Annotated in this window: 18 protein-coding genes and 1 pseudogene; 15 read left to right on the forward strand and 4 right to left on the reverse strand. The window is 58.6% G+C overall.

The genetic code is table 11. The features are described 5' to 3' along the window. Positions 1-10: 10 nt before the first annotated feature. Together RTP54_RS30365 and RTP54_RS30370 are read right to left on the reverse strand one after the other, a co-directional pair. Positions 11-1,891, reverse strand: coding sequence for a recombinase family protein (locus RTP54_RS30365; RefSeq protein WP_312367736.1), 1,881 nt, complete (start codon positions 1,889-1,891; stop codon positions 11-13). Between the two features lie 106 nt (positions 1,892-1,997). Next, the gene (locus RTP54_RS30370) at positions 1,998-2,516 is read right to left on the reverse strand and encodes a hypothetical protein (protein ID WP_312367738.1); all 519 of its coding nucleotides are present in this window, start codon (positions 2,514-2,516) and stop codon (positions 1,998-2,000) included. Positions 2,517-3,179: 663 nt separating this feature from the next. Here RTP54_RS30370 and RTP54_RS30375 point away from each other — a divergent pair. The 15 genes from RTP54_RS30375 to RTP54_RS30445 all read left to right on the forward strand — a co-directional run bounded on the left by RTP54_RS30375 (position 3,180) and on the right by RTP54_RS30445 (position 25,241). Then, on the forward strand, positions 3,180-4,280 hold the full coding sequence (locus RTP54_RS30375) for a hypothetical protein (RefSeq protein ID WP_312367740.1): 1,101 nt from the start codon (positions 3,180-3,182) through the stop codon (positions 4,278-4,280). Positions 4,281-4,808: 528 nt separating this feature from the next. Continuing rightward, positions 4,809-5,711 carry a hypothetical protein gene (locus RTP54_RS30380; RefSeq protein ID WP_312367742.1) on the forward strand — a complete coding sequence of 301 codons (903 nt, stop codon included), beginning with the start codon at positions 4,809-4,811 and terminating at the stop codon, positions 5,709-5,711. 82 nt (positions 5,712-5,793) lie between these two features. Further along, on the forward strand, positions 5,794-6,213 hold the full coding sequence (locus RTP54_RS30385; RefSeq protein WP_312367744.1) for a hypothetical protein: 420 nt from the start codon (positions 5,794-5,796) through the stop codon (positions 6,211-6,213). Further along, entirely contained in the window at positions 6,210-8,243 is a 2,034-nt protein-coding gene (locus RTP54_RS30390; protein ID WP_312367746.1) for an ATP-binding protein, read from the forward strand. The genes RTP54_RS30385 and RTP54_RS30390 overlap by 4 nt, the downstream gene beginning before the upstream one ends. Beyond that, positions 8,200-8,985: an ATP-dependent Zn protease gene (locus RTP54_RS30395; RefSeq protein ID WP_312367749.1), complete on the forward strand. Its 786-nt coding sequence runs from the start codon at positions 8,200-8,202 to the stop codon at positions 8,983-8,985. The genes RTP54_RS30390 and RTP54_RS30395 overlap by 44 nt, the downstream gene beginning before the upstream one ends. 654 nt (positions 8,986-9,639) lie before the next feature. Beyond that, complete coding sequence (locus tag RTP54_RS30400; RefSeq protein ID WP_312367751.1) at positions 9,640-9,975, forward strand: hypothetical protein; 336 nt, start codon at positions 9,640-9,642, stop codon at positions 9,973-9,975. A 238-nt stretch (positions 9,976-10,213) separates the two neighbouring features. After that, a complete protein-coding gene (hsdR, locus tag RTP54_RS30405; RefSeq protein WP_312367752.1) occupies positions 10,214-12,658 on the forward strand; it encodes an EcoAI/FtnUII family type I restriction enzme subunit R in 2,445 nt (814 codons plus the stop codon). 2 nt (positions 12,659-12,660) lie between these two features. Then, on the forward strand, positions 12,661-13,215 hold the full coding sequence (locus tag RTP54_RS30410) for a hypothetical protein (RefSeq protein ID WP_312367754.1): 555 nt from the start codon (positions 12,661-12,663) through the stop codon (positions 13,213-13,215). Positions 13,216-13,219: 4 nt separating this feature from the next. After that, entirely contained in the window at positions 13,220-14,674 is a 1,455-nt protein-coding gene (locus RTP54_RS30415; protein ID WP_312367755.1) for a class I SAM-dependent DNA methyltransferase, read from the forward strand. After that, complete coding sequence (locus tag RTP54_RS30420; protein WP_312367756.1) at positions 14,671-16,404, forward strand: restriction endonuclease subunit S; 1,734 nt, start codon at positions 14,671-14,673, stop codon at positions 16,402-16,404. Before RTP54_RS30415 ends, RTP54_RS30420 begins: the two co-directional genes overlap by 4 nt. Next, positions 16,401-17,354, forward strand: coding sequence for a GIY-YIG nuclease family protein (locus tag RTP54_RS30425; RefSeq protein ID WP_312367757.1), 954 nt, complete (start codon positions 16,401-16,403; stop codon positions 17,352-17,354). The genes RTP54_RS30420 and RTP54_RS30425 overlap by 4 nt, the downstream gene beginning before the upstream one ends. Positions 17,355-17,441: 87 nt before the next feature. Continuing rightward, positions 17,442-18,350, forward strand: coding sequence for a restriction endonuclease (locus RTP54_RS30430; RefSeq protein ID WP_312367759.1), 909 nt, complete (start codon positions 17,442-17,444; stop codon positions 18,348-18,350). Positions 18,351-18,714: 364 nt separating this feature from the next. Beyond that, positions 18,715-20,328 (forward strand): AAA family ATPase, encoded by a 1,614-nt coding sequence (locus tag RTP54_RS30435; RefSeq protein WP_312367761.1) that lies wholly within the window; start codon positions 18,715-18,717, stop codon positions 20,326-20,328. Then, the gene (locus RTP54_RS30440) at positions 20,325-21,200 is read left to right on the forward strand and encodes a hypothetical protein (protein WP_312367763.1); all 876 of its coding nucleotides are present in this window, start codon (positions 20,325-20,327) and stop codon (positions 21,198-21,200) included. The genes RTP54_RS30435 and RTP54_RS30440 overlap by 4 nt, the downstream gene beginning before the upstream one ends. Before the next feature lie 189 nt (positions 21,201-21,389). Further along, positions 21,390-25,241, forward strand: coding sequence for a hypothetical protein (locus RTP54_RS30445; RefSeq protein WP_312367765.1), 3,852 nt, complete (start codon positions 21,390-21,392; stop codon positions 25,239-25,241). Between the two features lie 371 nt (positions 25,242-25,612). Here RTP54_RS30445 and RTP54_RS30450 read toward each other — a convergent pair. Both RTP54_RS30450 and RTP54_RS30455 read right to left on the reverse strand, forming a co-directional pair. After that, positions 25,613-26,551: pseudogene (locus tag RTP54_RS30450) on the reverse strand (IS3 family transposase); the annotation flags it as partial. Continuing rightward, the gene (locus tag RTP54_RS30455; protein WP_045021219.1) at positions 26,536-26,802 is read right to left on the reverse strand and encodes a transposase; all 267 of its coding nucleotides are present in this window, start codon (positions 26,800-26,802) and stop codon (positions 26,536-26,538) included. The gene RTP54_RS30455 and the pseudogene RTP54_RS30450, both read right to left, overlap by 16 nt. Positions 26,803-26,907: the final 105 nt, after the last annotated feature.

The following is a 26,907-nucleotide window of genomic DNA, read 5'->3' on the forward strand; positions in this document are numbered from 1 at the left end:
CTCGTCAGGCTCATAACCTGAAGGCCGCAGGTTCAAATCCTGCCCCCGCAACCACTGAGACTTGTAACCGCTTCCAGTCGGCTTCCTTCTCCTTGAGAATAGCCTGGAAGCGGCTCAGGTAGTAGGCTTTCCCCTTAACATCACTGAACTCGCCGGCCTTCACACGGGTGCTATAGTCCCGATGATAATGCTCGCGCATTCTCGCGCTGTAATCCTGAAACGCTTCCATCGAGGCGAGGATCGACGCCAACCGGCCATGAATGGTCAGGTCTGCGCGCCGGTTGTCGGGGGAGGGCGCAATGACCACCTTCTGAACGAGCGAGCGAACAAACTGGCCGTAACCCGCAAGCGTGTCGTTGCTGTCGCCGACACCACCCTTCAATGCCGTTGTCATGGCATCCAGGACCGACTGGAACATTGCCGGGTTCACAACGATCGTTTCGCCCGGGTTGCGCAGGCCGGCCTTATCGCTCTTCTTCCGCCTAAGTGAAATGGGCGTGGCTGCTTCCAGCTCGAGTGTCAGCCGCGCACGCTCCTTCTCCAAATCGTCGAGCATCTGGTCAAAGGCGGCAATCTTCATCTGGCCAGCAAGCATGCGTTCGGTCATCTGCTCGGCGATCAGTTTCTGTTTGGAGTCGATCGCATTCAGTTTGGCCTCGAGCGTCTCGGTGGCCTTGGCGCTTGCAGCCGCGGCCTTGCGGACCTGGCGATTGATCTCCTCCTGGAAGGAGTTGGTGCGCTCCGGCGTCAGAAGGTTGGTTGGAATTGCGTCCAGCACGCGCGCTTCCAGTTCCCCGCGGCTGATGGTCTTGGCATTGGTGCAGACGATCCCACCGAGATCGTCGATCGGCAGTTTCTTTTGCCGGTTGGTGCAGCCGTAACGGTCCTTGGCCATGATGGCATAAGGGCCGCAGCAATGGTCGCATTCGAGCAGGCCACTCAGAAGATATTGCGGCCGGTGAGCACGGTTGAGCCGGTTGGTCGTCGTGTGGCTGAAGCTTGCCTCGACAGCCAGCTGGCGCTTCTTGACCTTCGCCCAAAGCTCGTCGGAGACAATCCGCAGCTCCGGCACCTCGCCGACCACCCACTCGCTCTTGTCATTCATCCGCGCTTCGCGGTTCTCCGTCTCCGGGTTCTTCCGGAAATTACGGCGGTTGAATACGAGACGCCCGATATAGGTCTCGTTGTTGAGAATTCCGGCACCCCGATCCCGATGGCCACGGATCGCGGTGTCGCGCCATTTGAGGCCCCGTGGACCGAACACCGTCGGGATACGGCTATTGAGTTCGACCGCCAGTTCCTTGGGTGATTTGCCGAGCGCGTATTGCTCGAAAATCCATCTTACGATCTCGGCCTGTTCTCCGTTGATTTCCCGTTCGCCAGGGATGCGATCGCCTTTGGCGTCATAGACTAGCTTTGCACGATACCCATATGCGATCCCGCCTGCAGCCCGCCCTTTCCTCACCGCCGTCTTCATGCCTTCGCGCGTCTTGTAACGCGTCTGCTGGATCATGTCGTGACTGATGATCGAGCGAAGGCCGAGCTCCATGTCGTTGACCGCGGAGCTGTTCTGCACCGTCCAGAGTTCGACGCCGTGGTGTCGCAGCTGCTTCAGAATGCCGGAGCTGTGTTCCATGTCGCGCGAGATGCGGTCGACGGAGACACACAGGAGAACGTGGATACCGCCGCGCTTGATGTGGCGCAGTACGCTCTGGATGCCGGGACGCGACTTCAGCCTGGTTCCGCTGATCGCCCGGTCCTCGTAAATCTCGACAATGGTCCAGCCGCGCTCGCGGGCAAATTCCCGGCCAAGCGCCACCTGTGTCTCGATGGATTGTTCGTCCTGGCGGTCGGTCGAATAGCGGGCATAGAAGAGGACGTTTTTGGTCATGATGGCTCTTCGCGGAATCAGGGTCGACAAAACCTAGTGGGAAAATTTCCCTTTCCAAGCCGGCGCGCGAAATTTGTTGCGCGCCGGCTTGGATGCAACGAACTGATCAATTGGTTGCCAAGCGGCAGATGCCGGACTCGAAAAGTTCTTCTGTTCCGTAGTGCCGATGCATTCCGACCGCATCAACCAGAATACCGGCGCTCTGCTTGATCCGCAGCAGGTCGAGCACGAAACTCGTTTCGAACACGATCCCGAAATACAGATTGTCGGCCACGTCGCGCCAGGTGGGATCGATGACCTTGTTATCGGCGTCGACGAGCCAGGCGTGTTGCATCGGAATCGCCAGTTCGGCGTCCATCGCATAGCCTTCGGCGTAGCGGACGCTGTTATCTCCCGCAGCCAGTCGCGAGATGAGAACCTGCGTGGCGTTATCGAAGCATTGCTTCGCAGGACCGCGGGTGAACCAGGCGGGGTTGGTGTGCGCCGGCTCGAAGGTCTTTGCGTATCGAAGCAAGGCGCTGGCCGGCCCCAAGCCACGCTCCATCTCGGCGTTCATCTGAATGAACGCAACGAGCCGTTCGAGATAGGGATCGGTGGCCGTTTGATCTTGGTGGTCGAGGTTCAAGGCGTCGGTCGTAGTAGTCTCCCTGCGCGTCGCGCATCGTTTGATCTTCGGAAATGTCGGAAAAAAACGATGACGGAACCGTGTGAGCCAGTATTTACCGTCGAGAGCTCTCTGACGAAGGGTCGTTTGTCCCTCACGCTCACAACCGCTTGGGACGACACCGTGAGTGTCCAAATACTCAATGCTGTCGAAATGACAAGGGAGATGGCGGGTGAGTACGAGGTGATCTCGCGGCTTGGTTAAGGAAGCGGCCCTGTTCGTTAACCTTGCTGCTGATCGGTGATGACCGGGTTGCCGACGCCAATCGGCCTAACTCCACCCTCACTTCCGAGGATCGGCGTCCATCTGGACGATGGGTGAGGTGTTGGGGGGATTGCTGTATGGGTAGCGAAAGGGGTCAAAAAACATCCTTACTCAATTGCCTGAAATAAATCATAGGTTGATTTAGTGATAGCGTAATTAAAATGCGAACTAAAAAAGTTTGCCTTATTGAATCCATTGAGAAATCCAGCTCGGCGATTGGCGGAAGTCCCTTATATATAACGAAAAAACGTTAAATTACATAGTGTTGACAATCGTGGTTGTAACACCTTTCCTCAATCCATGTCACCATTATCTCACGGTCGCTGATGAAGGCCGGATGAAAACGGAGACAAGAAACGAATGGTGAAATACACCCATAAGAAGAGGAAGGCGATCGCCGAGACCAAGCCGGGGCCGACCCTCAGCCGGGCACAGGAGGGCGAGCTGAAGTGGCTCCGCGACGCCTTCCAGTCGCTCGGACGTCGCACGACAACGCAGGCCTACGAGATCGGCGGCTACCTCGTGCGCGCAAAATCCATTCTCCCGGAGAAGGCGCTGGGCGCTTGGATCAAGGTGGTGTGCAAGTTCACGCCGAAGGCCGGTCGCAACTACATGGCGGTCCATACCAACCTGATGGACTACAAGGAGCGCCTCGAGGCCGCGGCGGTCGCTCCGACAGTCCTGTTCGTGCTGGCCTACGCCGAACAGCCGGACGTCGAACGGGTCATCTCGGCGATCGAGGCGGGAGAGGAGCTCACCGTCGCCCAGGTCAAGGCGATGGTCGGTGCGGTGCCTACGAAGAAGGCGAAGAATGAAGCGGTCCTCGACGTCGGCGGAATGGCCGGTCTGCGCAAGATAGCTGAGATTAAAGTCGAGGAGGACTCGGTGAAGTTCCTCCAGCTGACAACTGGCATCCTGAAGCGCGTCGAAAAGGCCATGGAACCGCTGGCGCAGAACCGTGCGGTGTTCAAGGGTCCGTTGCAGGAATTGATCATCGACGACTGCAAGCACGCGCACGATCTGATCAACAGCATCGCGGCCCCCTTGCAGCCGGCGATGGTTGCGAGCGTCAACTGGCGGCCGGCCAGGCTGACGGAAGGCACGACCTGGCGCAAGGTGCAGGAGCTTCTGTCCAAGATGGGTGGAGCCCACGGCTGGCCGGGCAGGGAAGACTTCGTCCCCTGGCTTCAGGCCGAGGTCATTCCCCTGCTTCGCTTCGTCGTCCACGGTGAAGCCCTGCAAGGCGACGCGGACGGGGAAGATCGTGCGGATGCCGCCGCTCCGCTCGACAAGGCGGTTGACGATGGGCCGCTCGCGTTCGACGACATGCCCTCCAAGGTACAGGAAACCGTCGAGAATGCCCTGGAGATCGTGTCACCCGAGCGCCGGGACGAGATCCGGAGCCAAATCGTCTTCGATCCCAAGCCCCTGAAGCGCCAGTACAAGACGCTGGCAGCTTGAAGATGATGTCCAGGAGCCCCGCCACCGTGCGGGGCTATTTTTTTATCCGCTGGCTGCCGCGTGTCCCGTTAACCATACCGGAGCTCTGTCGTTCCGGGTGTGTTCCAACCGGCTTGCCGGACACTGAACTCCGGGCTATGTCGACGGTGTCAGCAGAAATTGAATATCTGCAGACACTTAGCGGCCCCCGCCGATGCGCCAACATCGAAAGAGGGCCTGACCCGCAACCTTCTCTCGAAAGGCCTTGGGCTATGTCGACCCATATCTGCTTCGCTTCCGAACGGGAAGCTTCTCCGTCTCCTGATCCTGTTGACGACCGCGCTTCGCCGCGGCGCCGGTTGACTTGCTGTGCGATCGCCCACGCCTCTGGGCTGGCGCTCGCCTGATCTCATTCAACTGATCATCCCTGACTTCGGACACGGCTTCGTTTGAAGCCAGCCGGCCACCGGATGCGGAAATCATTTCCGCGTCGGACGCCGTGCGCCTGAAGTTGGCCGGCCGGTCGCCACCGTCAGCAGGAGCAATACCATGACGACCATTCTTTCCGGTGCGCCTGCCGCGCCAGCCTATCCGCATTCCGTCGATCTCGAAGCCCTCGAGTCCCGCTTTGAAGTCCTCATCGACGAGCTTTCGTCGCAGCCCTTCTCCGCCGCCGCCCTTTCCACGGCGCTTGCCGGCGGTGTCTCTGACGCCGCCGCGATCCTGCGCGCCATTCCTATCCAGGAGGGGAGGCTGCTCGAGCGCGGCATTGGGATCATTGCCGACCTTAACCCGGACCTCGTGGTGCTGACGCAAAATCTGCGGCTTCCGGTCACCAAGACGGCGCTCGAACTGGTCGAGAAAAACGATCCGAAGCACTTTCGATCCCTGACCCTCGATGCGGATACCGGCGGACGCAAAACGTATACGCCGGACCTGATCGTCGTGAACCGGAAGACGAAGCTTGCGCACGTCATCGATGTCAAGCGCAGCCTCGGCTCATACGAAGTCTCACGCATCAACGAGCTGAAGAGCCGCATGCTGGCGGCGGCGCTCGTCGTTCCCGATCTCCTCTACCGCGATCATCATCGGCTGGTGGCCGAAGAAGTTCGCGTCGTCATCCTCAACGCGGAAAACCAGCGCTCCGACATCGCCGGCGGCGTCTGGCCGCTGAGCGATCTCGATCATCTCGTCGAGGTCGGCGGGGCGGGGAAGGCGATCGGCATGTTGCGCGAACGCTTCCATGGTCGGATCGACGAGAACTGGAAGCTGGCTCGAAATTCCATTGCCGGGCCTGAGGAGCCGGGTCGCCGAGGTGCCTCGGCGGACATTGCAGAGGCGAACGGAAACGAGACTTGCGACGCGGGCTCGATCACCGAGGTCCATCAGCCAGCCGGTCGTGGCCAAATCCGTGTCGGCTTCGCCCGCATCCCACGGGCCGGCACGGGCTGACCGGCCCGCCGACCTTCCATTCCGCTTTCTGTTCCATTCGTTCTCGCCGAACCATGCTGTTCGGCGACAGGAGACGTCTGTCATGAGCCGACACCCTTCCAACGTGATCCCTTTCCCCAACAACCCTGCGCACCAGGTGCCTTCGACGCCGAAGCCATCCAGCCGGCTGAAGCGACTGGCGAAGTTGCAAGAAACCACAAGCCAGAGTTCGACTTCCAGGTCACAAGCCATTCCTCAGGCCATGGCCATGTGCGCGGCAACGCCTGATGCCTTGCCCGATCCGGCGATCGTCGCGCAGGTCGTGATCGGCTTCGCCCGACGCAAGGGCATCGCGATGGACAGCATCCCGAAAATCTTCCGTGTGCAACTCCTCACGCTGTGTGCAGCCGGCGATCCGACGGCGCTGATGTTACGCGATTGGCTTGGGGGCAATCGCAAGCTGCTCGCCGTCGATGGGGTGCCCGAACTTGGTGAGGCCCATGGAACCGTGGAGGGTGCATGATGGAAACCCTGACCGATCGCATCACGCGTTACCTCCTTGCCCGCATCCGCCGACTGGCCATCCTCGATCTCTACGAGCGCGCCGCTGTCGTTGGCTTGCTGGAGGCGGACTTCATCGTCGAAGGCGATGAGACGTCCGGCACGATCTGGCGTGTCCCGGAACAGTCCTTGCGCCTACTCGACGCTGAGGCGGTCAAGGCGCGTGCCGAACTCGAGCGGCGTCTCGGGAAAGCGCCATACAAGACGACAACCCTCGACGTGCTGATGCAGGACCTTCCCGGAGAGCCGCCGCGTGACAAGGCTCGCTCTGTCGGGAAGACCAAGAGCAAACATGAAACCCGTGCGGCCGCCGGCCCACTGAAGTCGACTTCGGGCGCGGCTCCGGAGAAGACGCCATCGACGTGCCGCGAATTCCTGGCACTGCTTCGGGAACATATTGCTCCACCTGTTGTCGCCCACGTCGCTGTCGCCCTGCTGGTCGCCCGTGCCGTTGGTTCAAGCGTTCCCGATCTTTCGGCGCTCTCAGCCGTCCTTCGGAACCCGGGAGCCTTCGTTCTCATCAAAGCGCCGGTTGGCCGTTTCGAACGTCGCTTTGGCCTCATGCTCGAGGACGGCCTGATCGTTCCTTACTGGACCAAGCTCGAAGACGTCCATCGCAGCAGCCCGCTCTCGGACGGATACGGTGATCGCCGCCGGGGCAAGACCCGCAAGACGATCAAGACACTTGCCGGGACAGATGTGCAGAAGGCGGTCGAGCGGTCGTTGAGCAGGTTTCTGGTGGATGTCTTGCTGGAGCGGTCAGCGCCCGTGGTTCTTGCCGATGAGACAAAGACCGCGCTTCCGCCCTTTGTGTCCATGACAGCCGATCTCGTTCTTGAGGCCGGTGGTCTCGATCATGAACTGATCGCGGAACTCCTGCAGACGTGCTGCGGCATCGCGCCGAAGCAGTCGCTGCGACAGATGGAAAGGATGGCGCTCGATCTTGAGGGCCTCTCGATCGATGCGCTGGCGCTGGCAATTCGTCCCGGGCGTGGTCTCGAACACATCTTGCCTATCCTCGCAGTCCTTGGCGAACGGGCGCGCTCCTCCGACAAGTCGGACGATGATGACGATGACGGCCGCGGCTCCGGGCGTGGCAGTGATCGGTCGGGCCGGCCGAAGGTCAAGAGCCGGTTTTTGATCAAGGACGGTGATGACCCGCCAAAATCTGTGGACGGGATCGACGTCGTTCAGCCGGAGAAGCCGGCGGAGGCATCCGGGAAGGAGGACGGCGGCAGCGCATGCGATGATCCGGCCAATCCGGAACACAGCCGACTGCGTCAGCTGCGAGTCGAAACACTCTCGGGTTATGGCGAGGCGCGGGATTGGGCGCTCGGCCTCAAGACAGACCTTCAGCTTTGGCGTGACGGTAGGCTGGCCTGGAGCGAGATGAGTACGAAACTGATCCTGTCGGGTCCGCCCGGCACCGGCAAAACGACTTATGCCCGCGCGCTCTGCAATACATTGCAGGTTCCGCTGCTGGTGACGTCGGTCGCTTCGTGGCTTGAACCCGGTTATCTCGGGGACGTCCTCAAGCGCATGTCCAGGGCCTTCGAGCTGGCACGGGAAAATGCTCCGGTCATCCTGTTCATCGACGAAATCGACAACATCGGAAGCCGGTCCGCAGGTCGACGGGAGCAGCATGATGACTACTGGGGCTCGCTGATCAACCGCCTTCTCGAGCTTCTCGACGGGACTTCGAAGACCGACGGCGTGATCGTCGTTGCGGCGACGAACCTCCCCGAAAAGATCGATCCGGCCCTGCTGCGATCCGGGCGGCTGGAAAAACATGTCGCGATCCCCATGCCGGATACGGAGGCGCTCACCGGCATCCTCGCTCATCATCTCGGTGACGATCTGGCCGGTGTGTTGGCGTCTGCGCCGTCAGGCCGTCCCAAAACGATCGAAACAGCACGGCAGCAACAGACTCATGTCGGCGGTGATGCAGATGTCATCGACCAATCCAATCGCGGAGTATCCCAAGATGCCTGAAGCCAGCCAGACGATCACAACTGAGCAGCACTCCGATCTACGACGGCTGGCCTTGCTGGCGACCGGCAGCACGGGAGCCGACATCGAACGACTTGTTCGTGACGTTCGCCGGAAATCCAGACGACAACAGCGGTCGCTGACCTGGAACGATCTCGAACAGGCCCTGCTCGCTGGTCAGATGAAACTCTCCGACGATGTGCGCTGGCGTACTGCCATTCATGAAGCCGGTCATGCCATCGCGTTCTGTGACACCGGAATCGCCGAGGTCATGACTGTCAGCATCGGGATTGGTGGTATGGGGCAGGTCGTTAGTCGGCAGCATCACCATCTCCTTCAAACCCAGGACTGGCTGATGCGCAGTATTGCCTGCATGCTGGCCGGGCGGACGGCAGAGGTGCTGACATTTGGCGATACCGTCGCCGGAGCGGGTGGCTACGACGATAGTGATCTCGCCAGGGCGACCGACCACGCGGTTGCCGCCGAGACCAGGCTCGGGTTCTCCGATCATCAACCGCTGCTCTATCGGTCCGTGGGCGGAAGCATCAACGAGCTCAGCCTTGACCGGCACCTGGCGGATCGGGTCAACGCTCGCCTGATGACCGCCGAAGCCATGGCCCGAAATCTGCTGGAGAGCCGCCGGGACGCTCTGATCGTCATTGCCGAACGGCTAAAGGATGTCGGTGCGATGACCGGCGAGGAGGTCAGGGCGCTGCTTGAGGCCTCCAGCGGGTCTGAACCCTAACGAAAATGATCGGAGTGGCTCCGAAACCGCGATTCCGACCGGCGCCACTGCGATTCACCGTTCCCGAATGCCGATTCCGAAGTCGCGAAAATCGATTCCGATCTGCGGCAGTTCGATTCCTGCATCCGCCCCAGCGCCGTTGCGCCGCGTTCGGGTGACCTGCCGTCGTCAGCAGCCGTCCGAGGTGGCGAAGGCTACAGGAAGACGATGACATAGTGTAAGGGGTGACCGTCGATTCCTCACCACAATCTAGCCGGAGAGCTAGTTGGACAGGCCTCAGGGTACGTCGTCGAGAGTTGTGATGCTGCCCCCGCCCGAAGGCGGCATCTCAACGTGGCCGCAATGCGCTTCACGCTGGCTCAAGGCTTCTGCAAATCAACACCCGTCGGATCAAAGCACCATGCGTTGTTCTACGTTCCGGGCAACTCGAGACACATCATCTCAATTTACTCTTCCGCGATTCCTGTTCCAATTTTCTCGTTGCCAAAGTCCTGATTGGCGATTCCAGCAGACCGCGTTTGCAGGCCGCCCACCGTCCGGCTGGCGATTGGAGACGATCCGGCGCTCCTTGTCCGAAATGTCAACACAGGTAGCCCCGCTTGTTCCTTGCGTGGCCGGCACCGAGGCTGAGGCTCCACAACAAGGAGACAGGCAATGCCCCGGAAATCGAAGAAACGACGCAGCGCAGAACAGGTCGCCCGGCAGCAGCGGGTGAGGGATGCGGCCAAGGCCCGACGCCGGCCGTCACGCGACGATCTGGCGAGGGTGCTGCTCTGGCAGATGATCACGGCCGCTCAGGGACGGGAAGATGCGCGGGTCGCCCTGGACAAGCTCTCCGAAGCTATCGTCGGCGAGCTGGAACGCCAGGGTTTTGATGTCCGGGAAAGCGAGGATGTCTTCGAAGACCTGGCCGATCGGTACTCGGATGGCCTGTTTCCGTTCCGGCCTAAATGGCATCTCAAGGCTCGACCTATGGTTTCCCAACCATGATGTTGATGGCGTGTGCGGCGGTGTCAGCTCACACTTCCTCTGAACGCTTGAAGCATCATTCCGCAAACGGCGTTCCATTATTTCCCAACGTCTTCCCCCCATTACTCCCGATCACGGCGTTTGCACAAGAATCGAAAATACACAGCAGGTCGTCATCGCCTGTTCTCAGGGTTGCATTGACGCTGCGAACACTATTCATATTGCGTAATCAATGGGAATGCGGGGGAACGGCATCCGGATGGACAAGCGCTCTTTGACGGAACGCGATATCTGCACGAAGTTCATCTTGCCGGCCGTAAAGCAGGCCGGCTGGGATATGATGCTGCAGGTCCGCGAAGAGGTCTTCTTCACGAAGGGGCGGATCACCGTGCGTGGCAAGCTGGTCGCCCGTGGCAACGCCAAGAAGGCGGACGTCGTCCTCTACTACAAGCCCAATATCCCGATCGCCCTGATCGAGGCGAAGGACAACAATCATGCGGTGGGCGACGGCCTGCAACAGGGGCTGGATTATGCCGAAACGCTCGCCATCCCCTTCGTGTTTGCCTCGAATGGCGACGGCTTCGTGTTTCACGATCGCACGGGCCTGCGACACCTGAAGGAGGAAAACCTCCGCCTCGACCAGTTTCCGTCGCCGGACGAGCTTTGGCGGCTCTACAGCACATGGAAGGGTCTGGACACGCCCGCCGAAGCGCTTGTGCTTCAGGACTATTATGATGACGGCAGCGGCAAGGCTCCGCGCTACTATCAGGTCAACGCCATCAATGCGGCCATCGAGGCTATCGCCAAGGGGCAGGATCGCGTCCTGCTGGTCATGGCGACTGGGACCGGCAAGACCTATACCGCCTTCCAGATCATCTGGCGTCTCTGGAAGGCCGGGCGCAAGAAGCGCATTCTGTTTTTGGCAGATCGCAACGTGCTAATCGACCAGACCATGGTCAACGACTTTCGCCCGTTCGGCGGTGCGATGGCAAAGCTCTCGACCAAGTCGAAAACGATCGAGCGCTCGGACGGAACTGAAGTGAACGTCCCGCTTGCGCTGGACAGGAAGCGCCGTATTGACACCTCCTTTGAAATCTATCTCGGCCTCTATCAGGCCATCACCGGCCCAGAGGAACGGCAAAAACTGTTCCGTGAGTTCTCGCCCGACTTCTTCGACTTGATTGTCATCGACGAGTGCCACCGCGGCAGTGCTGCCGAAGATTCCGCTTGGCGGGAAATCCTTGAATACTTCTCCGCAGCCAGCCAGATTGGTTTGACGGCGACGCCGAAGGAGACGGAATATGTGTCCAACACCGCCTATTTCGGTGAGCCGGCGTTCACCTATTCCCTGAAGCAGGGCATCAGCGATGGCTTTCTCGCCCCCTACAAGGTGATCAAGGTCCATATTGACCGCGACGTCGAAGGTTATCGGCCGGAAAAGGGCCAGCTTGACCGCGACGGCGAGGAGGTCGAGGACCGCATCTACAATGCCAAGGATTTTGACCGCACCCTGGTGCTGGATGACCGCACCAAGCTGGTCGCCGCCAAGGTGACCGAGTTCCTGAGGGAGAGCGGTGACCGCTACCAGAAGACTATCGTCTTCTGTGTCGACGAGGAGCATGCGGCCCGCATGCGCCAGGCGCTGATCAACGACAACAAGGACCTCTGCGACGAGAACGCCCGCTATGTCATGCGCATCACGGGAAGTGATACGCTCGGCCAGGCGCAAATCGGCAACTTCATCGATCCGGAATCGCGATACCCGGTGATCGTTACCACCTCACGCCTCCTGTCCACCGGCGTCGATGCCCAGACCTGCCGTCTCATCGTGCTGGATCGCCCCGTCGGCTCGATGACCGAGTTCAAGCAGATCGTTGGCCGCGGCACGCGCGTGCATGAGGATACGCAGAAATTCTACTTCACCCTCATGGATTTCCGCGGCGCGACGAACCACTTCGCCGATCCCGAATTCGATGGCGATCCCGTGCAGATTTACGAGCCGGGCGAGGCCGATCCCGTCACCCCGCCGGATGCGGAGCCCCCGGGCTTCGAAGACAATGGCCAGGACGGCTACACCACCGAGCCGCCGACCACCGGTGGCGAGGATGTGACGTTCCCGGGCGGTGGTGGCGAACGCGAGAAGAAGGTTTATGTCGATGGCATCAGCGCTCGTGTCGTTGCTGAACGTGTCGAGTATCTCGATGCCGATGGCAAGCTCGTCACCGAAAGCCTGCGCGATTTCACCAAGGCAGCACTTCTTCGGCATTTCGCCAGCCTCGATGATTTTCTGAAGCGCTGGAAATCTGAAGAGCGCAAGGATGCGCTGGTGAAGGAACTGGCGGCCGAGGGCCTGCCGCTCGACTTGATCGCTAAGGAACTCGGCATCGACCTCGATCCGTTCGATCTCGTCTGCCACATCGCGTTTGATCGCAGGCCGCTGACGCGCCAGGAACGCGCAGACAATGTGAAGAAGCGCGATGTGTTTGGCCGGTACGAAGGCAAGGCGCGGGCAGTGCTGGATATGCTGTTGACCAAGTATGCTGATGAAGGCGTCTTGAACCTCGACGACACCAATGTGCTGCGTATACCACCCGCCAACACGCTGGGCATGCCCGTTGAGCTTCTTCGTGCCTTCGGGGGAAAAGCGGCGTTTGAAAATGCCGTTCATGAGATGCAGAACGCACTTTATGAGGGGGCGGTATAACTTTGGCAGTTGAGTGGGAAGATATCGAGAATGCCGCTTCTCACATATTCAAGATGTGGGAGTCTGGCGGCGATTTGATTTTTGCCAAGGAATGCTGGGGTCATTTCGCTGAGGCCGGTTTGACTTGCGACGACAGTATCGTGATCCGAACTGAAACCCTTTTGCGGCTGGTGGCTCTCCGCCAGATCGTAGCCGAATTCAGCGCGGCCAAATGGGATGAGAATGCAGAAACGGAAATTTCCTATTTGGTTGAACACCTTGAGGTTGACAGGCTGTCTCTAGGGCTGCTCGCGGCTCCCCATCTCGAACACGGCGGAGCACTTTGTGAGGACGAGTACGAGTTACGGGAAGCCGCTCTGGCTGCCGTGGCTGACGCCTTGAAGGCTGAAACATTCGATTGCATTCGAGCGGCGTACGGGGGCCAGACTGCTCTGTATCGGCGACTTTCAGGCATGGCCGGAACTGAGGATGTGGATTACAACGACGGCGAATACGACTTCGAACCCGATGGGAATAATCTGGCTGGTTTCGAATTTAGCGAGCATGGCAGAAGGTAAGTGAATGTCAGTCCGTAATACCGTCAAATCCATCCAGGATATCATGCGCCAGGATGCCGGCGTCGATGGCGATGCCCAGCGCATCAGCCAGCTCTGCTGGATGTTCTTTCTCAAGATCATGGACGATCAGGACCAGGAACTGGAGCTGACCCATGACAACTATGTCTCGCCGATCCCGGAAAAATTCCAGTGGCGCAACTGGGCGGCGGACCCGGAAGGCATCACGGGCGAGGCGCTACTGAACTTCGTCAATGGCGAGCTTTTCCCGGCGTTGAAGACGGTGCCGATCTCGGCGAAGCCTGGAGACCGCCGCCGCGTGGTGCGCGATCTGTTCGAGGATGCCTATAACTACATGAAATCCGGCCAGCTGATCCGCCAGGTGGTCAACAAGATCAGCGATGTCGATTTCAACAGCCTGACGGAGCGCCAGCACTTTGGTGAAATCTACGAACAGATTTTGAACGACCTGCAATCGGCCGGCAATGCGGGCGAGTATTACACGCCGCGCGCGCTAACATCCTTCATGGTTGAACGCATTGATCCCAAGCCCGGCGAAACCCTGTTCGATCCCGCCTGCGGCACGGGCGGCTTTTTGACTTGCTCCATCCGCCACATGGAAAAGAACCATGTGCGCACGCCGGACCAGCGGGAAAAGATGCAAGCCGGATTGCGTGCCGTGGAAAAGAAGCCGCTGCCGCACATGCTCTGCGTCACCAACATGCTGTTGCACGGCATCGAGGACCCGAGTTTTGTGCGCCACGACAACACGCTCGCCCGTCCGCTGATTTCCTGGGGCAAGGATGAGCGCGTCGATATCGTGCTGACCAACCCGCCCTTTGGTGGGCGTGAGGAAGACGGCATCGAAAACAACTTTCCGACCTTCCGCACCAAGGAAACGGCAGACCTGTTTCTGGCACTGATCGTGCGCCTGTTGAAGGATGGTGGACGTGCCGCCGTGGTCCTGCCGGATGGCTCGCTCTTTGGCGAAGGCATCAAGACGCGGCTGAAGGAACATCTGCTGGAGGAATGCAACCTTCACACCATCGTCCGCCTGCCCAACTCAGTGTTCAAGCCCTATGCCTCGATCGGTACCAACCTGCTATTCTTCGAGAAGGGCACGCCAACCAGGGACATCTGGTACTGGGAACATCGGGTGCCGGAGGGTCAAAAGGCCTATTCCATGACGAAGCCGATCCGCCAGGAGCACCTGCAGGATTGTGTGGGCTGGTGGGGCGGCAAGGAGCGCCGGGGCCGCGAAGAAGGCCCGCAGGCCTGGCGCGTCAGCCTCGAGGATGTGAAGGCACGCGGTTACAATCTGGATTTCAGGAATCCGCACACAGTGGCCGATGACCACGGCGACCCGGAAACGCTGCTGGAAGACCTGATCACGGCCGAAACCAATGCGGCCCGCCTGCGCGATCAGCTGAAATCCATTCTGGCAGAGGCACTTGCCCGATGAATGCCGAGCGCCTGTTGCAGCATTACGAAAAGATTGCCGATGCACCGGATGCGATTGCACGGCTGCGGCGGTTCACCCTCGATCTGGCGGTACGGGGCAAGCTCGTGCCGCAGGACCCAGCGGATGAGCCGGCGTCGGAGTTGTTGAAGCGAATTGCTGACGAGAAGGTGCGATTGGTGAAGGCGGGGGAGATTCGAACTCCCAAGCCCACGAGTGATTTAGCTGACGTTCCGTTTCCGATTCCACCAAGTTGGTCTTGGTCGCAGATAGCTGAGATCGGCGTGCTGAGCCCGCGAAATGGCGCTTCTGATACCCTTGAGGCATCATTCGTTCCCATGCCTCTGATTGCCGCTGAATATGGCGTCGCCAATAAGCACGAAGTCCGTGCTTGGGGTGAAATCAAGAAAGGCTATACGCATTTCTCGGAAGGAGATGTCGGTCTCGCCAAGATCACTCCTTGTTTCGAGAATGGTAAATCGACAGTTTTTCGGAATTTGACAGGCGGCGTTGGGAGCGGCACCACCGAACTTCACATCGTTCGTCCATTGCTGATAGCAGCAGATTACATCCTGCTTTTCTTCAAGAGCCCCTATTTTATCCAGACCGGCATACCCAAAATGACAGGTACCGCTGGCCAGAAACGTGTGCCGACCGAGTATTTTGCAAACTCTCCTTTTCCCCTCCCGCCGCTCGCCGAACAACACCGCATCGTCGCCAAGGTCGACGAACTCATGGTGCTGTGCGACCAGCTGGAAGCGGCGCGAACGGAGCGGGAGGCGAAGCGGGACCGGATGGCAGCGGCAAGCCTCGCCCACCTCAACAATCCCGCCCCGGAGACATTCCGCGACGACGCCCGCTTCGCCCTGGATGCCGTCCCGGCCCTGACCGCCCGGCCGGACCAGATCAAGCAACTGCGCCAAACCATCCTCAACCTCGCCGTCCGCGGCAAGCTCGTACCGCAGGACCCGACGGATGAGCCGGTTTCGGTCTCACTCCGTAAGCTAGCGATAGCGCGCAATATACTTGAGACAGAAGGAAAAATTCGAAGGCTGAAGTCGGCTGTCGCCGTTGAAAACGATCCCTTCAAAGTGCCGAGTTACTGGGAATGGGTACGGTTGATACAAATATGCGATGTGGTTGACCCTAATCCATCACACAGAATGCCGGCTTACGTGACAGAGGGTGGGCTTCCATTTGTCTCATCGGAAAACTTCGCGGACGGCGACACAATACGATTTTCCATAGGCAAACGAGTCAACGCAGCCACTGTCCAAGAACAAATAGAACGGTTCTCCATACTGGAGGGTGCCTTTGGTTTCACTCGTATCGGGACCATTGGAAAAAGCCGCCCCTTGCCAACTGAAAGAAACTACGGGCTGTCACACGCTGTTTGCATTGTAAATCCCTTGGATGTGAACCAATTGTCTATGCGCTATCTTCGGCTCGCCATGACAGTCGATGGGGTTCTGGCCCATGCACACGGAGGAACACGAAGCATTGGTGTTCCAGATTTGGGCATGGCAGTCATTCGGACTATGGCGATTCCCCTCCCACCGCTGGCCGAACAACGCCGCATCGTCGCCAAGGTGGATGAGCTCATGTCACTATGCGACCAATTGGAGGCGAGCCTGACGAGCGCCGACGGTACCCGCCGCAAGCTGCTCGACGCGCTGCTGGCCGAGGCGCTTGCGCCGGTGGATGTCGTGGCCCTTCAGGAGGCGGCGGAATGAGCAGCCTGCCGCTTAAACCCCGCTCCATCCGCCTGCGCTCTTTCTACGGCTTCAGCCCGGAAGAGGACGGCTATCTCGGCTGGAGCAAGGAGGCGGCGCGTGACCGGATGCTGGAACTGATCGAGGACGGCGATCTCTTCCTGATTTATGGTGCAGCCTCTTCGGAAACGGCCAAGAACCAGCAACTCCGCATCCTCGGTTTCCTGCAAGTCGAGCGCCGCGCCATTCGCGATGCCGACAAGGCGTCGCCCACGGGCTTGAAGCGCAAGAAGGACAATGGCTGGCTGGACAAGTGGTGCCATGCGGTCCCGGTTGTCAGAGCCTGGCGGGTCGACGAGTCGGTACCTGTGGAATCCGTCGCAACCGTCACCTACCGCCCGGAGGCAGGCCAGCCCATTGCCGTCTGGAGCCCGGAGCTGACGCCATCGGAGATCGATCTGGCGCTGAAGGTCAAGGTAACGGAGGTCAACGTCTTCGGCGAAGCGCCAGTGACGGAAACGGCGGCAAAGAAAAGGCCGTTAGCCGAGGCGTTTCAACCCTCCAAGGCGTTTCCAGGCAGTTTCGGCGAACGGACATCCATCTACGAAGATGGCCCGACACATCTCTACCTTGCCCGCTTCGATGGTGACGGATTTACCGTGATGGGTCTGCCAAAGCCGCAATTCGACAAGTCCGACCTCATCAAGATCGGCGTTTCCAACGACGTTAAGCGGCGTTTGGAGGAACTGAACTGCGGCTTTCCGCCCGCTGCCAAAGGGCGCTGGAAGATCGAGATCACCTCGCAACCCTACGACAGCAAGGCCGCTGCCGAAGCGGCCGAGCAGATTTTCAAGGACCGCGGTCAGAAGGAGCTGACCAGCCTGGGCGGCGAGTTCTTTCGCGGGGATTGGACCAAGACGCAGATCATATTTGCTTCCGTGCCCGGCGTTGCGCGGTTTGGTGGCAAGTAGAGAGGTCCGACGGCTAGTGGGCAGACACGCTGCATATTCCAACACGACATTTGGAAAACAATGGCAATTCCTGACTATCAATCCTTGATGCTTCCCGTCCTGCGGCTCGCTGCCGAAGGCGAAACACGGGTGCCGGATGCAGCGGAAAAGCTGGCCGATCAGCTCTGCCTGTCCGTCGCGGAGCGGGAGGAAATGCTGCCGAGCGGCCGCCAGCGCATTTTCCACAATCGTATCCACTGGGCGAAGTTTTACATGACCAAGGCGGGCTTGATCGACAGCCCCGCGCGCGGCCGCTTCGTGGTAAGCCAAGCGGGCAAGGCCCTGCTGGCCACCAATCCCGCCTTCATCAATGTCGACACGCTGAAAACCTATCCAGCCTTTGCCGAATTCTATGCCTCCAGCACGTCGGGTGCCGGAAGCACGGATGCGGCTTTAGCCGGCGCGGGCGAAACCATCGATGCCACCACATTCGCGACGCCAGAGGAACAGATCGATGCCGCGCAAGCCGTACTGCACCAGGCGTTGAAGACGGACCTGCTGCAACGCATTCTGGCGCAGAGCCCGGCTTTCTTCGAACGCGCGATCGTCGATCTCCTGGTCGGCATGGGCTATGGCGGCAGCCATGAGAACGCCGCCCGCCGACTCGGCAAGACGGGCGACGGCGGGATCGATGGCGTGATAGACGAGGACCGTCTCGGTCTCGACCGCATCTATGTGCAGGCGAAGCGCTATGCCGGCCATGTGAGCGTCGGCCGGCCCGAGGTGCAGGGGTTTCTGGGAAGCCTTGTCGGCGTCGGTGCAGGGAAGGGCGTCTTCGTCACGACATCCAGCTTTTCGGCCCCGGCCATCGACTTCGTCCGCCACCTGCCACAGCGCATCGTGCTCATTGACGGTGACCGTCTGGCTGATCTGATGATTGAGCACGGCGTCGGCGTGCGCATCGCCCGTGCGGTGGACGTGAAGCGGCTCGACGAGGATTTCTTCGTGGAGGAGTGATGCTGCCTACTTACCCCTGAGCAGGATGCGGAAATAATTTCCACACTTGCGTATGTATCATCGTCGTCCGCGTTTGCGAGTGTAAAGGGGGAATTATTTCAGCTTTGGCCCCCAAAGCTGCCATCGTACTCGAGGTACTTGCGAGGTTGACAGTGGAGGAATAGCCGTGGGTGGGAGGTTGTTCACTCTCCCAGCGTGTCTTGCGATATGCCGTTCGCTTTGCTGACGGCATCCTGTGACGTCGTAGAATAAAACACGGCATTACCGCAACCAAGGCTTGAAAATATTCTGAGCACCTTTCAAGAGTTCCTATGAAGTTTCAACCAGCCGCGATATCTCGCTGGCCGGTCTGACGGGGGCAGGAATGAGCGACGGAAAAGACATAGTAGTAATCTCACTACATTTGCCAGATACCGCTTCGCTGCCGCCTGACTTCATCTGGATCAGGCCAAGCAATATGTCCTTTAACGATTTCACTTACATCTCTCAGGCCCAGATTCATCGAGTTGAGGCCCGCAAGATCACTTTTCGCTATGAAGCAAAAGCCGCGTATTTGGACGATAATACAAAAAGCTTCACTGGAGTAGGGAACGCCCTGAACCGGGACCGCCCGAACGATCCTGTTGTGACCGATCAAGCACACGTGTTTTCTCTGGCAGAGTCCCAGGAAGCCTACCGGGCATTGATCCGAGAGCTAGGCGTTGATGAGGGCATCGCATTTCTGTTAGCAACAAACGATCTTGTTGCAATATCGGGAAACGCACAATTGAGAGATTTGGAGCGCCGAGCGCTCGAGTCGGAGGTCTTCCGCTATTCTCTCGCACGATTTTCAGAGGCGTACTATGCACTCAAAAATTCGAAGCCCATCCTTCGCGGACTAAACCAGGAGGATGTGTCTTCCGGCCCGAGGTCCATTAAGATCGAAATTCCCGACCAGCAAGGTGGGATGCTGCAGGTGGACTTCGAATTCAACCACAACATTGGTATCCCCAAGCGCACATGCGTGCTGATCGGCAAAAACGGGGTGGGCAAGAGCAGCGCGCTTGGCAGTGTCGCGCGCAAAGCGCTTCGCGGAATTCGCCGCGGGGCCGCTGGTGATGATGACAGAGTTGTCGCGAGTCGGGTCCTGGCGTTTACACCAGGCAACGAATTCACCGGGACCTTTCCCAGCGAATGGCGAAAGAAGCCTGCGACATACTACAAGCGCCTCTCAACAAGCCGGCTTCGTCAGAGTGCGGCAGGCAACACGGCCGCATCAAGCATTGTCGAACTGCATAGAAATGACCGGGAAATCGCTGGAAAATCCCGGTTCCAGATTTTCCTCAAGGCTGTGTTCGAGATCAATCGGCCCCAGGAGATCGCATTCCGCTCGCGGGCCGGGAAGGGTTTCATATTCCTAACCGATTTGCAGCGAAGTAACGAGCAGCGTCGCCTCCAATTACTGTTCGATATCAATACGTCGATCGAGCCCGGACGGGTATCTGAAGGGTCCTATTTCCATTTGAGCACCGGCGAAGTCCGGTTCATCAAGTTGCTTGCACAGGCGTGTACCCATATCGAAAACGGGTCGCTCATCCTACTGGACGAGCCGGAAACGCATCTGCATCCCAACTTTGTCGCCCGGCTCATGAGCGCTCTTGAAAGCCTGCTGTCCGACACGGGTTCCTGCGCGATTATCGCCACCCACTCGGTATACGTTGTCAGAGAAGTGTTCCACGATCAGGTCTTCGTCATCGAAAAGGGTGATGATGGTCGAGTCGGCGTCAAAGTTCCAGGAATGCGCACTTTCGGCGCTGACATTTCGTCCATTTCATCGTTCATTTTCGGGGAGGACAGCCAGTCGTTTCTTGCCGAGGACGTGGTCCGCCGTTTGGTCGCGCAACATGCGTCCTTTGACGATGTGAAAGCGCAGTTTGGTTCGTACCTTTCGCGCGAGACTTTGAGCAGTATCAGGGACGCATTCTCGCAAAATCCATGAAGAGCTTCGATCATCATTTCAAAGGACAGTTTCCACTGCTCAAGAAGGTCGCCGCGAACAGCAAGTTCCCGCACCGAGCCACAATCGGCAGTGAAATCCCCCACCTTGTGTCAGCGTACATTGACTATCTTCGGAACCAGGGCAATCCGTGGAAGATCACCGGATACCCAAAAGACCCGGTCCTGAGCGAGGCCATGGGGGCGCTGTTCGCTTCCAAGATGAAGCTGATGGCGTATATCCCGGCCATTAGGAGGGCCAATTCTGGCAAGTGCTGTTCGATGTGCGGGTCGTTGGGCAGCACGCAGGTCGATCACTACCTTCCGCGCAAGCACTTTCCAGAGTTCGCTGTATTCAAGCCAAATTTGTTCCCGATCTGCGGTTGCAACCAAAGCAAGCAGCACAAAACGATCGGCTCCAATCCCGGTGAACGTTTTCTGCATCCGGCTTACGACAGGAAGATTTCGGATCGAGGAATTTTTGTCCGGATAAGGGAGCATGGCGGGACGCCGACATACACGGTGAGCTTTGTGAAACCAAAACGGGTTCATGACGCGGCAGCCTTCGATTTCCACGCGAGGACGCTGATATCGACAGACAGGCTGCAGCAGCATGTGAAGGAAGGCTTTGAAAGATTTTGCCGTCGGCCTTCAAGTGTTTTGACCGTCCTCAAGCGGAGAAACCCGGCTAGCAAGGCAGAGTTGAAGGAAATGCTCTGCGATGAGATTGAAGAAGCTTCGCGGCAACATCGAACCAAGAACAACTGGGACTCGGTATTTTTGCATGCACTGCTTGAACGGCGCACGTTGGACTGGATTTGGCGGCGGATGTCTGTCCCTGGCCGCGCGGTAAATGGTCCATTAATTGCTCTTTGAGCGACGGTACCGGGATTGGTGTTCCTTTTGTCGGACGCTCCCGGGCAGTTCGCGGGCCTTACCCTATAGGAACAATTTGAGAGCCCGATAAAACCCTCGTAATCAATCTGTGGTTTTAGTAGTTCTCTATGGAAAACGACGACCTTGCCGAGTCCACCGGAGGCTTTCGTCGCTTTCGGAGGGGTATACATGGCGCGATTGACGAAGTTCGAGCTGGAGTCTCGTCTACTCAAAGGCAACGAGCTCCAATGGAGAGACGCAGCCAATAAGAAGCACAAGCTGAAGCTTTCGACGCCGAAATCTCGTAGGCTCTTCAATTACATTTTGACCTCGACGGTCAGAAAACCAACCGAGCTTCCCGCCAGTTTCGTCACGGGGCTTGCAACTGCCTTGAACGGAAACACCGATCCCGCGGATGATCTAAGAGGGACCGCTACGGAAGTGGATGCCTCTACCTGGAGGCTTCAGACCGTCGTGACCGAGGGGCTGGGTGGCGTCAACCTCTTTGGGGGACCGTCATTCGAGTATGACTTTGAAGGTGCAAGCTGGCTAGCGGAGGGTCCCAATGGCAGCGGGAAGTCCTCGCTCTTGGGCGCTATCATTTGGGCGCTCACTTCAGTGAAACCTCGTGACTTCGGTGAAGTCCCACCGGGGGAAACCCGTCCTGTATATCATCTCGTGGGTGAGGGGGCCGCCGACAAGCCGTTCGAGTGGCCGCCACTTGCGGCGTTTCCGACCGAGGCGAAAGACCTAGTGGGGCACCCGCGGGTCTCTGTCACTCTCATGTTCAAGGACGGCTCCGGCGACACGGCCACCGTACGCCGATCCCTCGAGGGCGGTAAGGTAGGTGGTACGAGATCGAAGAACTTCGACGTCCCGCCTATCCTGTTGGAGGCGGGAATGCTGATGCCTGCACGATTGGCCGCCATGAAATTCGGAGAGGGCGATAACCAAATCTCCACGTCTGTGCAACGCCTCACTGGTCTTGATGACCTGATATCCATTGGCCTGCTTTGCGAGGGGCTCTGCAACAAAGCGCGCGAGTATCTAGCCTACAGGAAAAAGGAGTTGTCGACGTCGAGAACGGATTTCGACGCCGCAATAAGCGACGCGAAGACTGAGCTTAGGAAGATTGATTGGAAACTTCCTGAATTTGGTGTGGAAGACACCGATGACAACAGTGGCGAGCTCGCCAAACTTGGAAAGGACCTCGACGGAAGAGCGGCGCAACTGGCAGAAGTTGTGACGCAAGACCTCGCGAAGGAAATCGATCTCAAGACGCCAGCGAACCAGCAGGCTGTAGCAGCGGCGATTATCGCTGCCGAGCAGGATGTGGCCGTGGGTCTCCTTGGCATAGCCTTCTGGAAGAGGCTTGAACTGATACAGAGTGAGATCGATGAGAGCCGGCAGGAGGACATCCGCGGAGCAATCGAAAGTGCCAAAAATGAGGCGGCCGATGCCTTGGCAGTGTTCGCGAAGACTCAAAGTGACAGCCGGTTTCAGCTAAAGGCCATGGCCGCATCCTGGCACGTATCCCACTCCCATGGTGAGTTCGAGCATTGCCCTCTATGCAGTAAATCCCTCGACAACGATTTGAAGGGGGAGCTTGACGCCCTTAGGACCGTGGGAGAAGCAGCGTCCCGTACGTTTGCCGACAACCAGCGTGCGATTGTCGGCAAGCTTGTTGATCTGGTTCCGCAGAAACTCCGTGGTTTGACCGGCGCGGAACTCTTTGGATCGGCTAGGGATCGCCTTTGCAATGAGCTGCAGTCCAGGTTCGCGGATAACTCCAGATACTCGGACAAACTGGTGAATTTCACGAAGATTGTCGAGAAGTCGTTGGCCGATGCCCCAGTCGCAGAATGCTCACCGAGTGTTTGCAAGGGAGGCGACCCAGCGCTGCAGGCTGTCTGGGATCAAATAGCCGTGGCGGAGGCGCTGGTGGACCTACGGGCGTGGTTCGACGATGCCAAGGCCGGGTGGCAGCAGTGGTGGAAAGCGCAGGTTTCGCCGACACTGGCGTTTGAGAAAGGCGACGAAGCCGAGCCTGCGGAACCTCTACACGAGAATTGGATAGATCATCTCGGTCGGTTGTCTGAGGCGCTGGCCAAGGCCGAGCCATATAGACTGGGTGCGGCGGCACTTCGCAGGGCATGGAAGCACGGCATGGTGGCCCGAGAGATCGAAGTCGAGCTCACAGTACGACAGGATGTGGCCGACTCGATCGAGCCGCTGAAATCGCTCGGCTCGCTCGTAGAGGCGGAGGTCCGGGAAGCCATCGATGGCCTATCGGGGCGAATGGAAGCCATGCTCGAACGCACCCTTATATCTGATCGGGTTCGGTTTAAAGCCGCCAAGTACAACAAGAAGGAGGGCGTATCGGTACGCGCTGCGGTGAGCGAAAACCTGGTGGTTGACGCGTCGTTGATTGTCAATGCATCCTGGATGAGGGCGGTGCTCTGGGCATTTATTTTCGCCATCCGGGAGGAGGCCGTGGAGCAAACTGGCATCGACCAATTTCCCCTAATGGTGTTGGACGATCCGCAGGTCACGTTTGACGATCAGCACAGACACCGGTGGTCACAGCAGATTGCGTCACTCCAGGCCGGTCCTGGCGCGGTTCAGGTTATCCTGGCCACTCACGATCACAACTTCCTGGACCTCATCCGAATGTCTGGCATGACTGGCCGCACAGCCCTTGTGTCCGCTGCGGGAAGCGATGTGGGGCACTTAACAATTTTCGAAGGCGAGAGCCTCGAGAGGATGTGGAAGAACGCGGAGGAAAGCAAGCTGGACGCAGACGGTCGCGCATACATTAGCGCGGCGCGCGTGCAGGTCGAAACCGTTCTTCAGATCATGTTACGGGGAGAGGAAGCGGGGGTTGCACTCGTCGGCGACGGCTTCGTGGTGGGGAAATGCCGTGACAAACTGGAGCGCCTTCATGTCAAAGGAACGCCGCCTTGGGATAAGCACTCCGTTGCCGCATTGAAGAAGGAACTACGGCAGGACCTTACCGCCATCAAGCATCTGGAAATGTCACATCACGCGAGCGGCGTCCATCTGGGGATGGCGGAGGCTCTGGATGTTCGTACTCATTTGCAGAAAAAACTTCTGCCGGCGCTGATGGAGGCTTTCAGAACGCAGCGGGAGCATTTCCGGCTTCATGGCGGACTAAATAGACTCCACGCATCTGCCGACACGCTTCCTTTACCGGATGGCCACTCCGATGACGTTCGGAAGATTCCTTTTAGGCTTGTCGGGCGAGCTGCGGCCCTAACCGATGGAAAACTCGCCGACGGCATGATTGAAATGGCCGAGTACGATGAGGCGCGGTCTAAGAAGCTCGTTTTGGCGCACCATTCCGCCTATCGACTTTGCTCCGCAACATTGGAACCGGTAGCGAGTGCGGGAGATATTCTGATCGTCAGCGAGGCATCACCTACGCCGAACTCGTTCGTGGTTGCATCGACAAACGAGCGTTATTTCGCACGACGTCTGGAGTTCGCAGAGAACCACGCCGATGTTGCAGTCTTGATCGCCCAGGCCAACAATCCCCGCAAGATCGCGGCACCGGTGATTGCGCAGCGTTCAACGTTCGATCTGAAGAAAGTCGTTGGTGTCATTTACGACGACCCAATAACGGCACCGCAGCCGGCGGAATATGAGGTTGCGTATATCGGCGGTAGCGCCGCTTTATCTCATGTTCTGACGGGGACCATGGGTCTCGTTGAAGTCGTTGGAGACAGTGCCGAGCCGATTGCACTTAATAAGCAGTTCATTATCGTGAAGGACCCAATCGCTGCAGATGCCAGTTACGCCAGTTTAATTGGGCGTCCGGTAATCGCCGAGGATCGAGACGGCCAGCGGTACTTCAAACGCCTGCAGGTGGTGGCCAACGGCTTAGTCATATTGGAAAGCCTGGATTCCAGCGGCGAGCATGGTCCTGTCGTACTGACTTCACAAGCCAGCGGAATTGGAGGTGGGACGCTGACACGGGTGTGGCCTGTAGCTGGGATTTTATTTGAGATGCCAGGTCATTAAGCTACGTGCCTTGGTGCGCGGTGAGAGAATTGGCACTCACCGGGGCAGTGACGGTTTTGACCGTTTTATTCGCAATCTGAGGACGTCCGCTTCTTGGCGCGAAGCTGACATATCGGTGTGTAGCCGATAGACTTGTTCGTCCGTGGCTGTCCACCTCCCTTCGATCCAAAAACTATTTACTACAAGTCTCTGTGGACTCAGGCCCCCGCAACCAAAAATACATACCTAAAAGCCCGCTGGACAATAACGTCCGCGGGCTTTTTGGCGTTTTAACATTCCGACTATCCCGCCAAAGCCAACCAAGGGTCGCAAAGTGTCGCTGGAACAAGCACATGGCAGGCCGTGTGACCCCCTGACCTGCCACTGAAGTTTCATCCGGCTGCGATTAGAGCCTCGGCAGTTTTTGATAAGCCAAATGGCAGGGTGGGAGCAACCGGCGGAAACACGAAGCTTCCACATTGCGTAGCGTTGGAGCCGGTTGCGGTGATGACCCCGGCATAGTCCGCCGGGGTCTGATATCCGAGCGATGAGTGCGGCCGGAAATTGTTATAATCGTCGGCCCATTCTGCAATGGCGCTGCGGGCATGATCAAGACCGAAGAACAGGCTCTCGTTGAGCAGCTCGTCGCGCATGCGGCCGTTGAAACTCTCGACATAGCCGTTTTGCATTGGCCTTCCCGGCGCGATGTAATGCCACTCGACCTTGTGATCCTTCGACCAGGCAAGGATGGCATTCGAGGTCAGTTCGGTCCCGTTGTCCGAGACAATCATGCCAGGCTTGCCTCGTCGCTCGATGAGCGTCGTCAACTCCCGCGCAACACGGCGACCTGATATCGATGTGTCCGGGATCGCCGCCAAGCATTCGCGCGTGACGTCATCGACCACATTGAGGATGCGGAAGCGCCTGCCGCAGGCGAATTGATCGTGGACGAAATCCAGCGACCAGCGGGCATTGACCCTTGCTTCGACGAGGATCGGCGCACGCGTGCCAACGGCCCGACGCCTCGCTTTCCGCTTGCGCACGCAAAGACCTTCCTCGCGATAGAGCCGGTAGATGCGATTGACACCGGACGGTTCTCCATCTCGCCGGAGCAAGATGAACAGACGACGATAGCCGAACCGGCGGCGCTCATTGGCCAGATCGCGCAACTTCGCTCGCAACTCGATCTCCGGCGGTCGAGAGGATCGATAACGGATCGTCTTTCGGTCTGCGGATATGATCTGGCAGGCCCGCCGTTCCGAAAGACCCATGATGGCCTTCAGGTGCGCGACAGCGTCACGCTTGGCGGCAGGCCCTACCACTTTTTTGAGAGAAGCTCGCGGAGTGCGGCTGTATCCAACATCTGTTCGGCGAGCAGCTTCTTCAGCTTGGCGTTCTCGTCCTCCAGCGCCTTCAGACGCTTGGCCTCAGACACTTCCATGCCCCCGTATTTGGCCTTCCAGTTGTAGAAGGTCGCCTCGGAAATCCCATGCCTACGGCAAAGATCAGCCGCTTTCGCTCCGGCTTCCTGCTCCTTCAACACCCCAATAATCTGCTCTTCCGTAAATCGCTGCTTCTTCATAAGTCCGTCCTCAATGGGCCGAACTCTAATCCTTTCTGGAGGAAATTCTCAGTGGCAGGTCACCCCGCATCGAACGAAATCGACTGCTATGACGCCACCCGGTTC

Source organism: Ensifer sp., from assembly GCF_031989085.1.
Classification (GTDB): domain Bacteria; phylum Pseudomonadota; class Alphaproteobacteria; order Rhizobiales; family Rhizobiaceae; genus Ensifer.

Excerpts from the sequence above, each read along its gene's own strand:
- RTP54_RS30365 (WP_312367736.1), bottom strand. The coding sequence starts at position 1,891 with ATGACCAAAAACGTCCTCTTCTATGCCCGCTATTCGACCGACCGCCAG.
- RTP54_RS30375 (WP_312367740.1), top strand. The coding sequence starts at position 3,180 with ATGGTGAAATACACCCATAAGAAGAGGAAGGCGATCGCCGAGACCAAG.
- RTP54_RS30380 (WP_312367742.1), top strand. The coding sequence starts at position 4,809 with ATGACGACCATTCTTTCCGGTGCGCCTGCCGCGCCAGCCTATCCGCAT.
- RTP54_RS30385 (WP_312367744.1), top strand. The coding sequence starts at position 5,794 with ATGAGCCGACACCCTTCCAACGTGATCCCTTTCCCCAACAACCCTGCG.
- RTP54_RS30390 (WP_312367746.1), top strand. The coding sequence starts at position 6,210 with ATGATGGAAACCCTGACCGATCGCATCACGCGTTACCTCCTTGCCCGC.
- RTP54_RS30395 (WP_312367749.1), top strand. The coding sequence starts at position 8,200 with ATGTCATCGACCAATCCAATCGCGGAGTATCCCAAGATGCCTGAAGCC.
- RTP54_RS30400 (WP_312367751.1), top strand. The coding sequence starts at position 9,640 with ATGCCCCGGAAATCGAAGAAACGACGCAGCGCAGAACAGGTCGCCCGG.
- hsdR (WP_312367752.1), top strand. The coding sequence starts at position 10,214 with ATGGACAAGCGCTCTTTGACGGAACGCGATATCTGCACGAAGTTCATC.
- RTP54_RS30415 (WP_312367755.1), top strand. The coding sequence starts at position 13,220 with ATGTCAGTCCGTAATACCGTCAAATCCATCCAGGATATCATGCGCCAG.
- RTP54_RS30420 (WP_312367756.1), top strand. The coding sequence starts at position 14,671 with ATGAATGCCGAGCGCCTGTTGCAGCATTACGAAAAGATTGCCGATGCA.
- RTP54_RS30425 (WP_312367757.1), top strand. The coding sequence starts at position 16,401 with ATGAGCAGCCTGCCGCTTAAACCCCGCTCCATCCGCCTGCGCTCTTTC.
- RTP54_RS30430 (WP_312367759.1), top strand. The coding sequence starts at position 17,442 with ATGCTTCCCGTCCTGCGGCTCGCTGCCGAAGGCGAAACACGGGTGCCG.
- RTP54_RS30435 (WP_312367761.1), top strand. The coding sequence starts at position 18,715 with ATGAGCGACGGAAAAGACATAGTAGTAATCTCACTACATTTGCCAGAT.
- RTP54_RS30440 (WP_312367763.1), top strand. The coding sequence starts at position 20,325 with ATGAAGAGCTTCGATCATCATTTCAAAGGACAGTTTCCACTGCTCAAG.
- RTP54_RS30445 (WP_312367765.1), top strand. The coding sequence starts at position 21,390 with ATGGCGCGATTGACGAAGTTCGAGCTGGAGTCTCGTCTACTCAAAGGC.
- RTP54_RS30455 (WP_045021219.1), bottom strand. The coding sequence starts at position 26,802 with ATGAAGAAGCAGCGATTTACGGAAGAGCAGATTATTGGGGTGTTGAAG.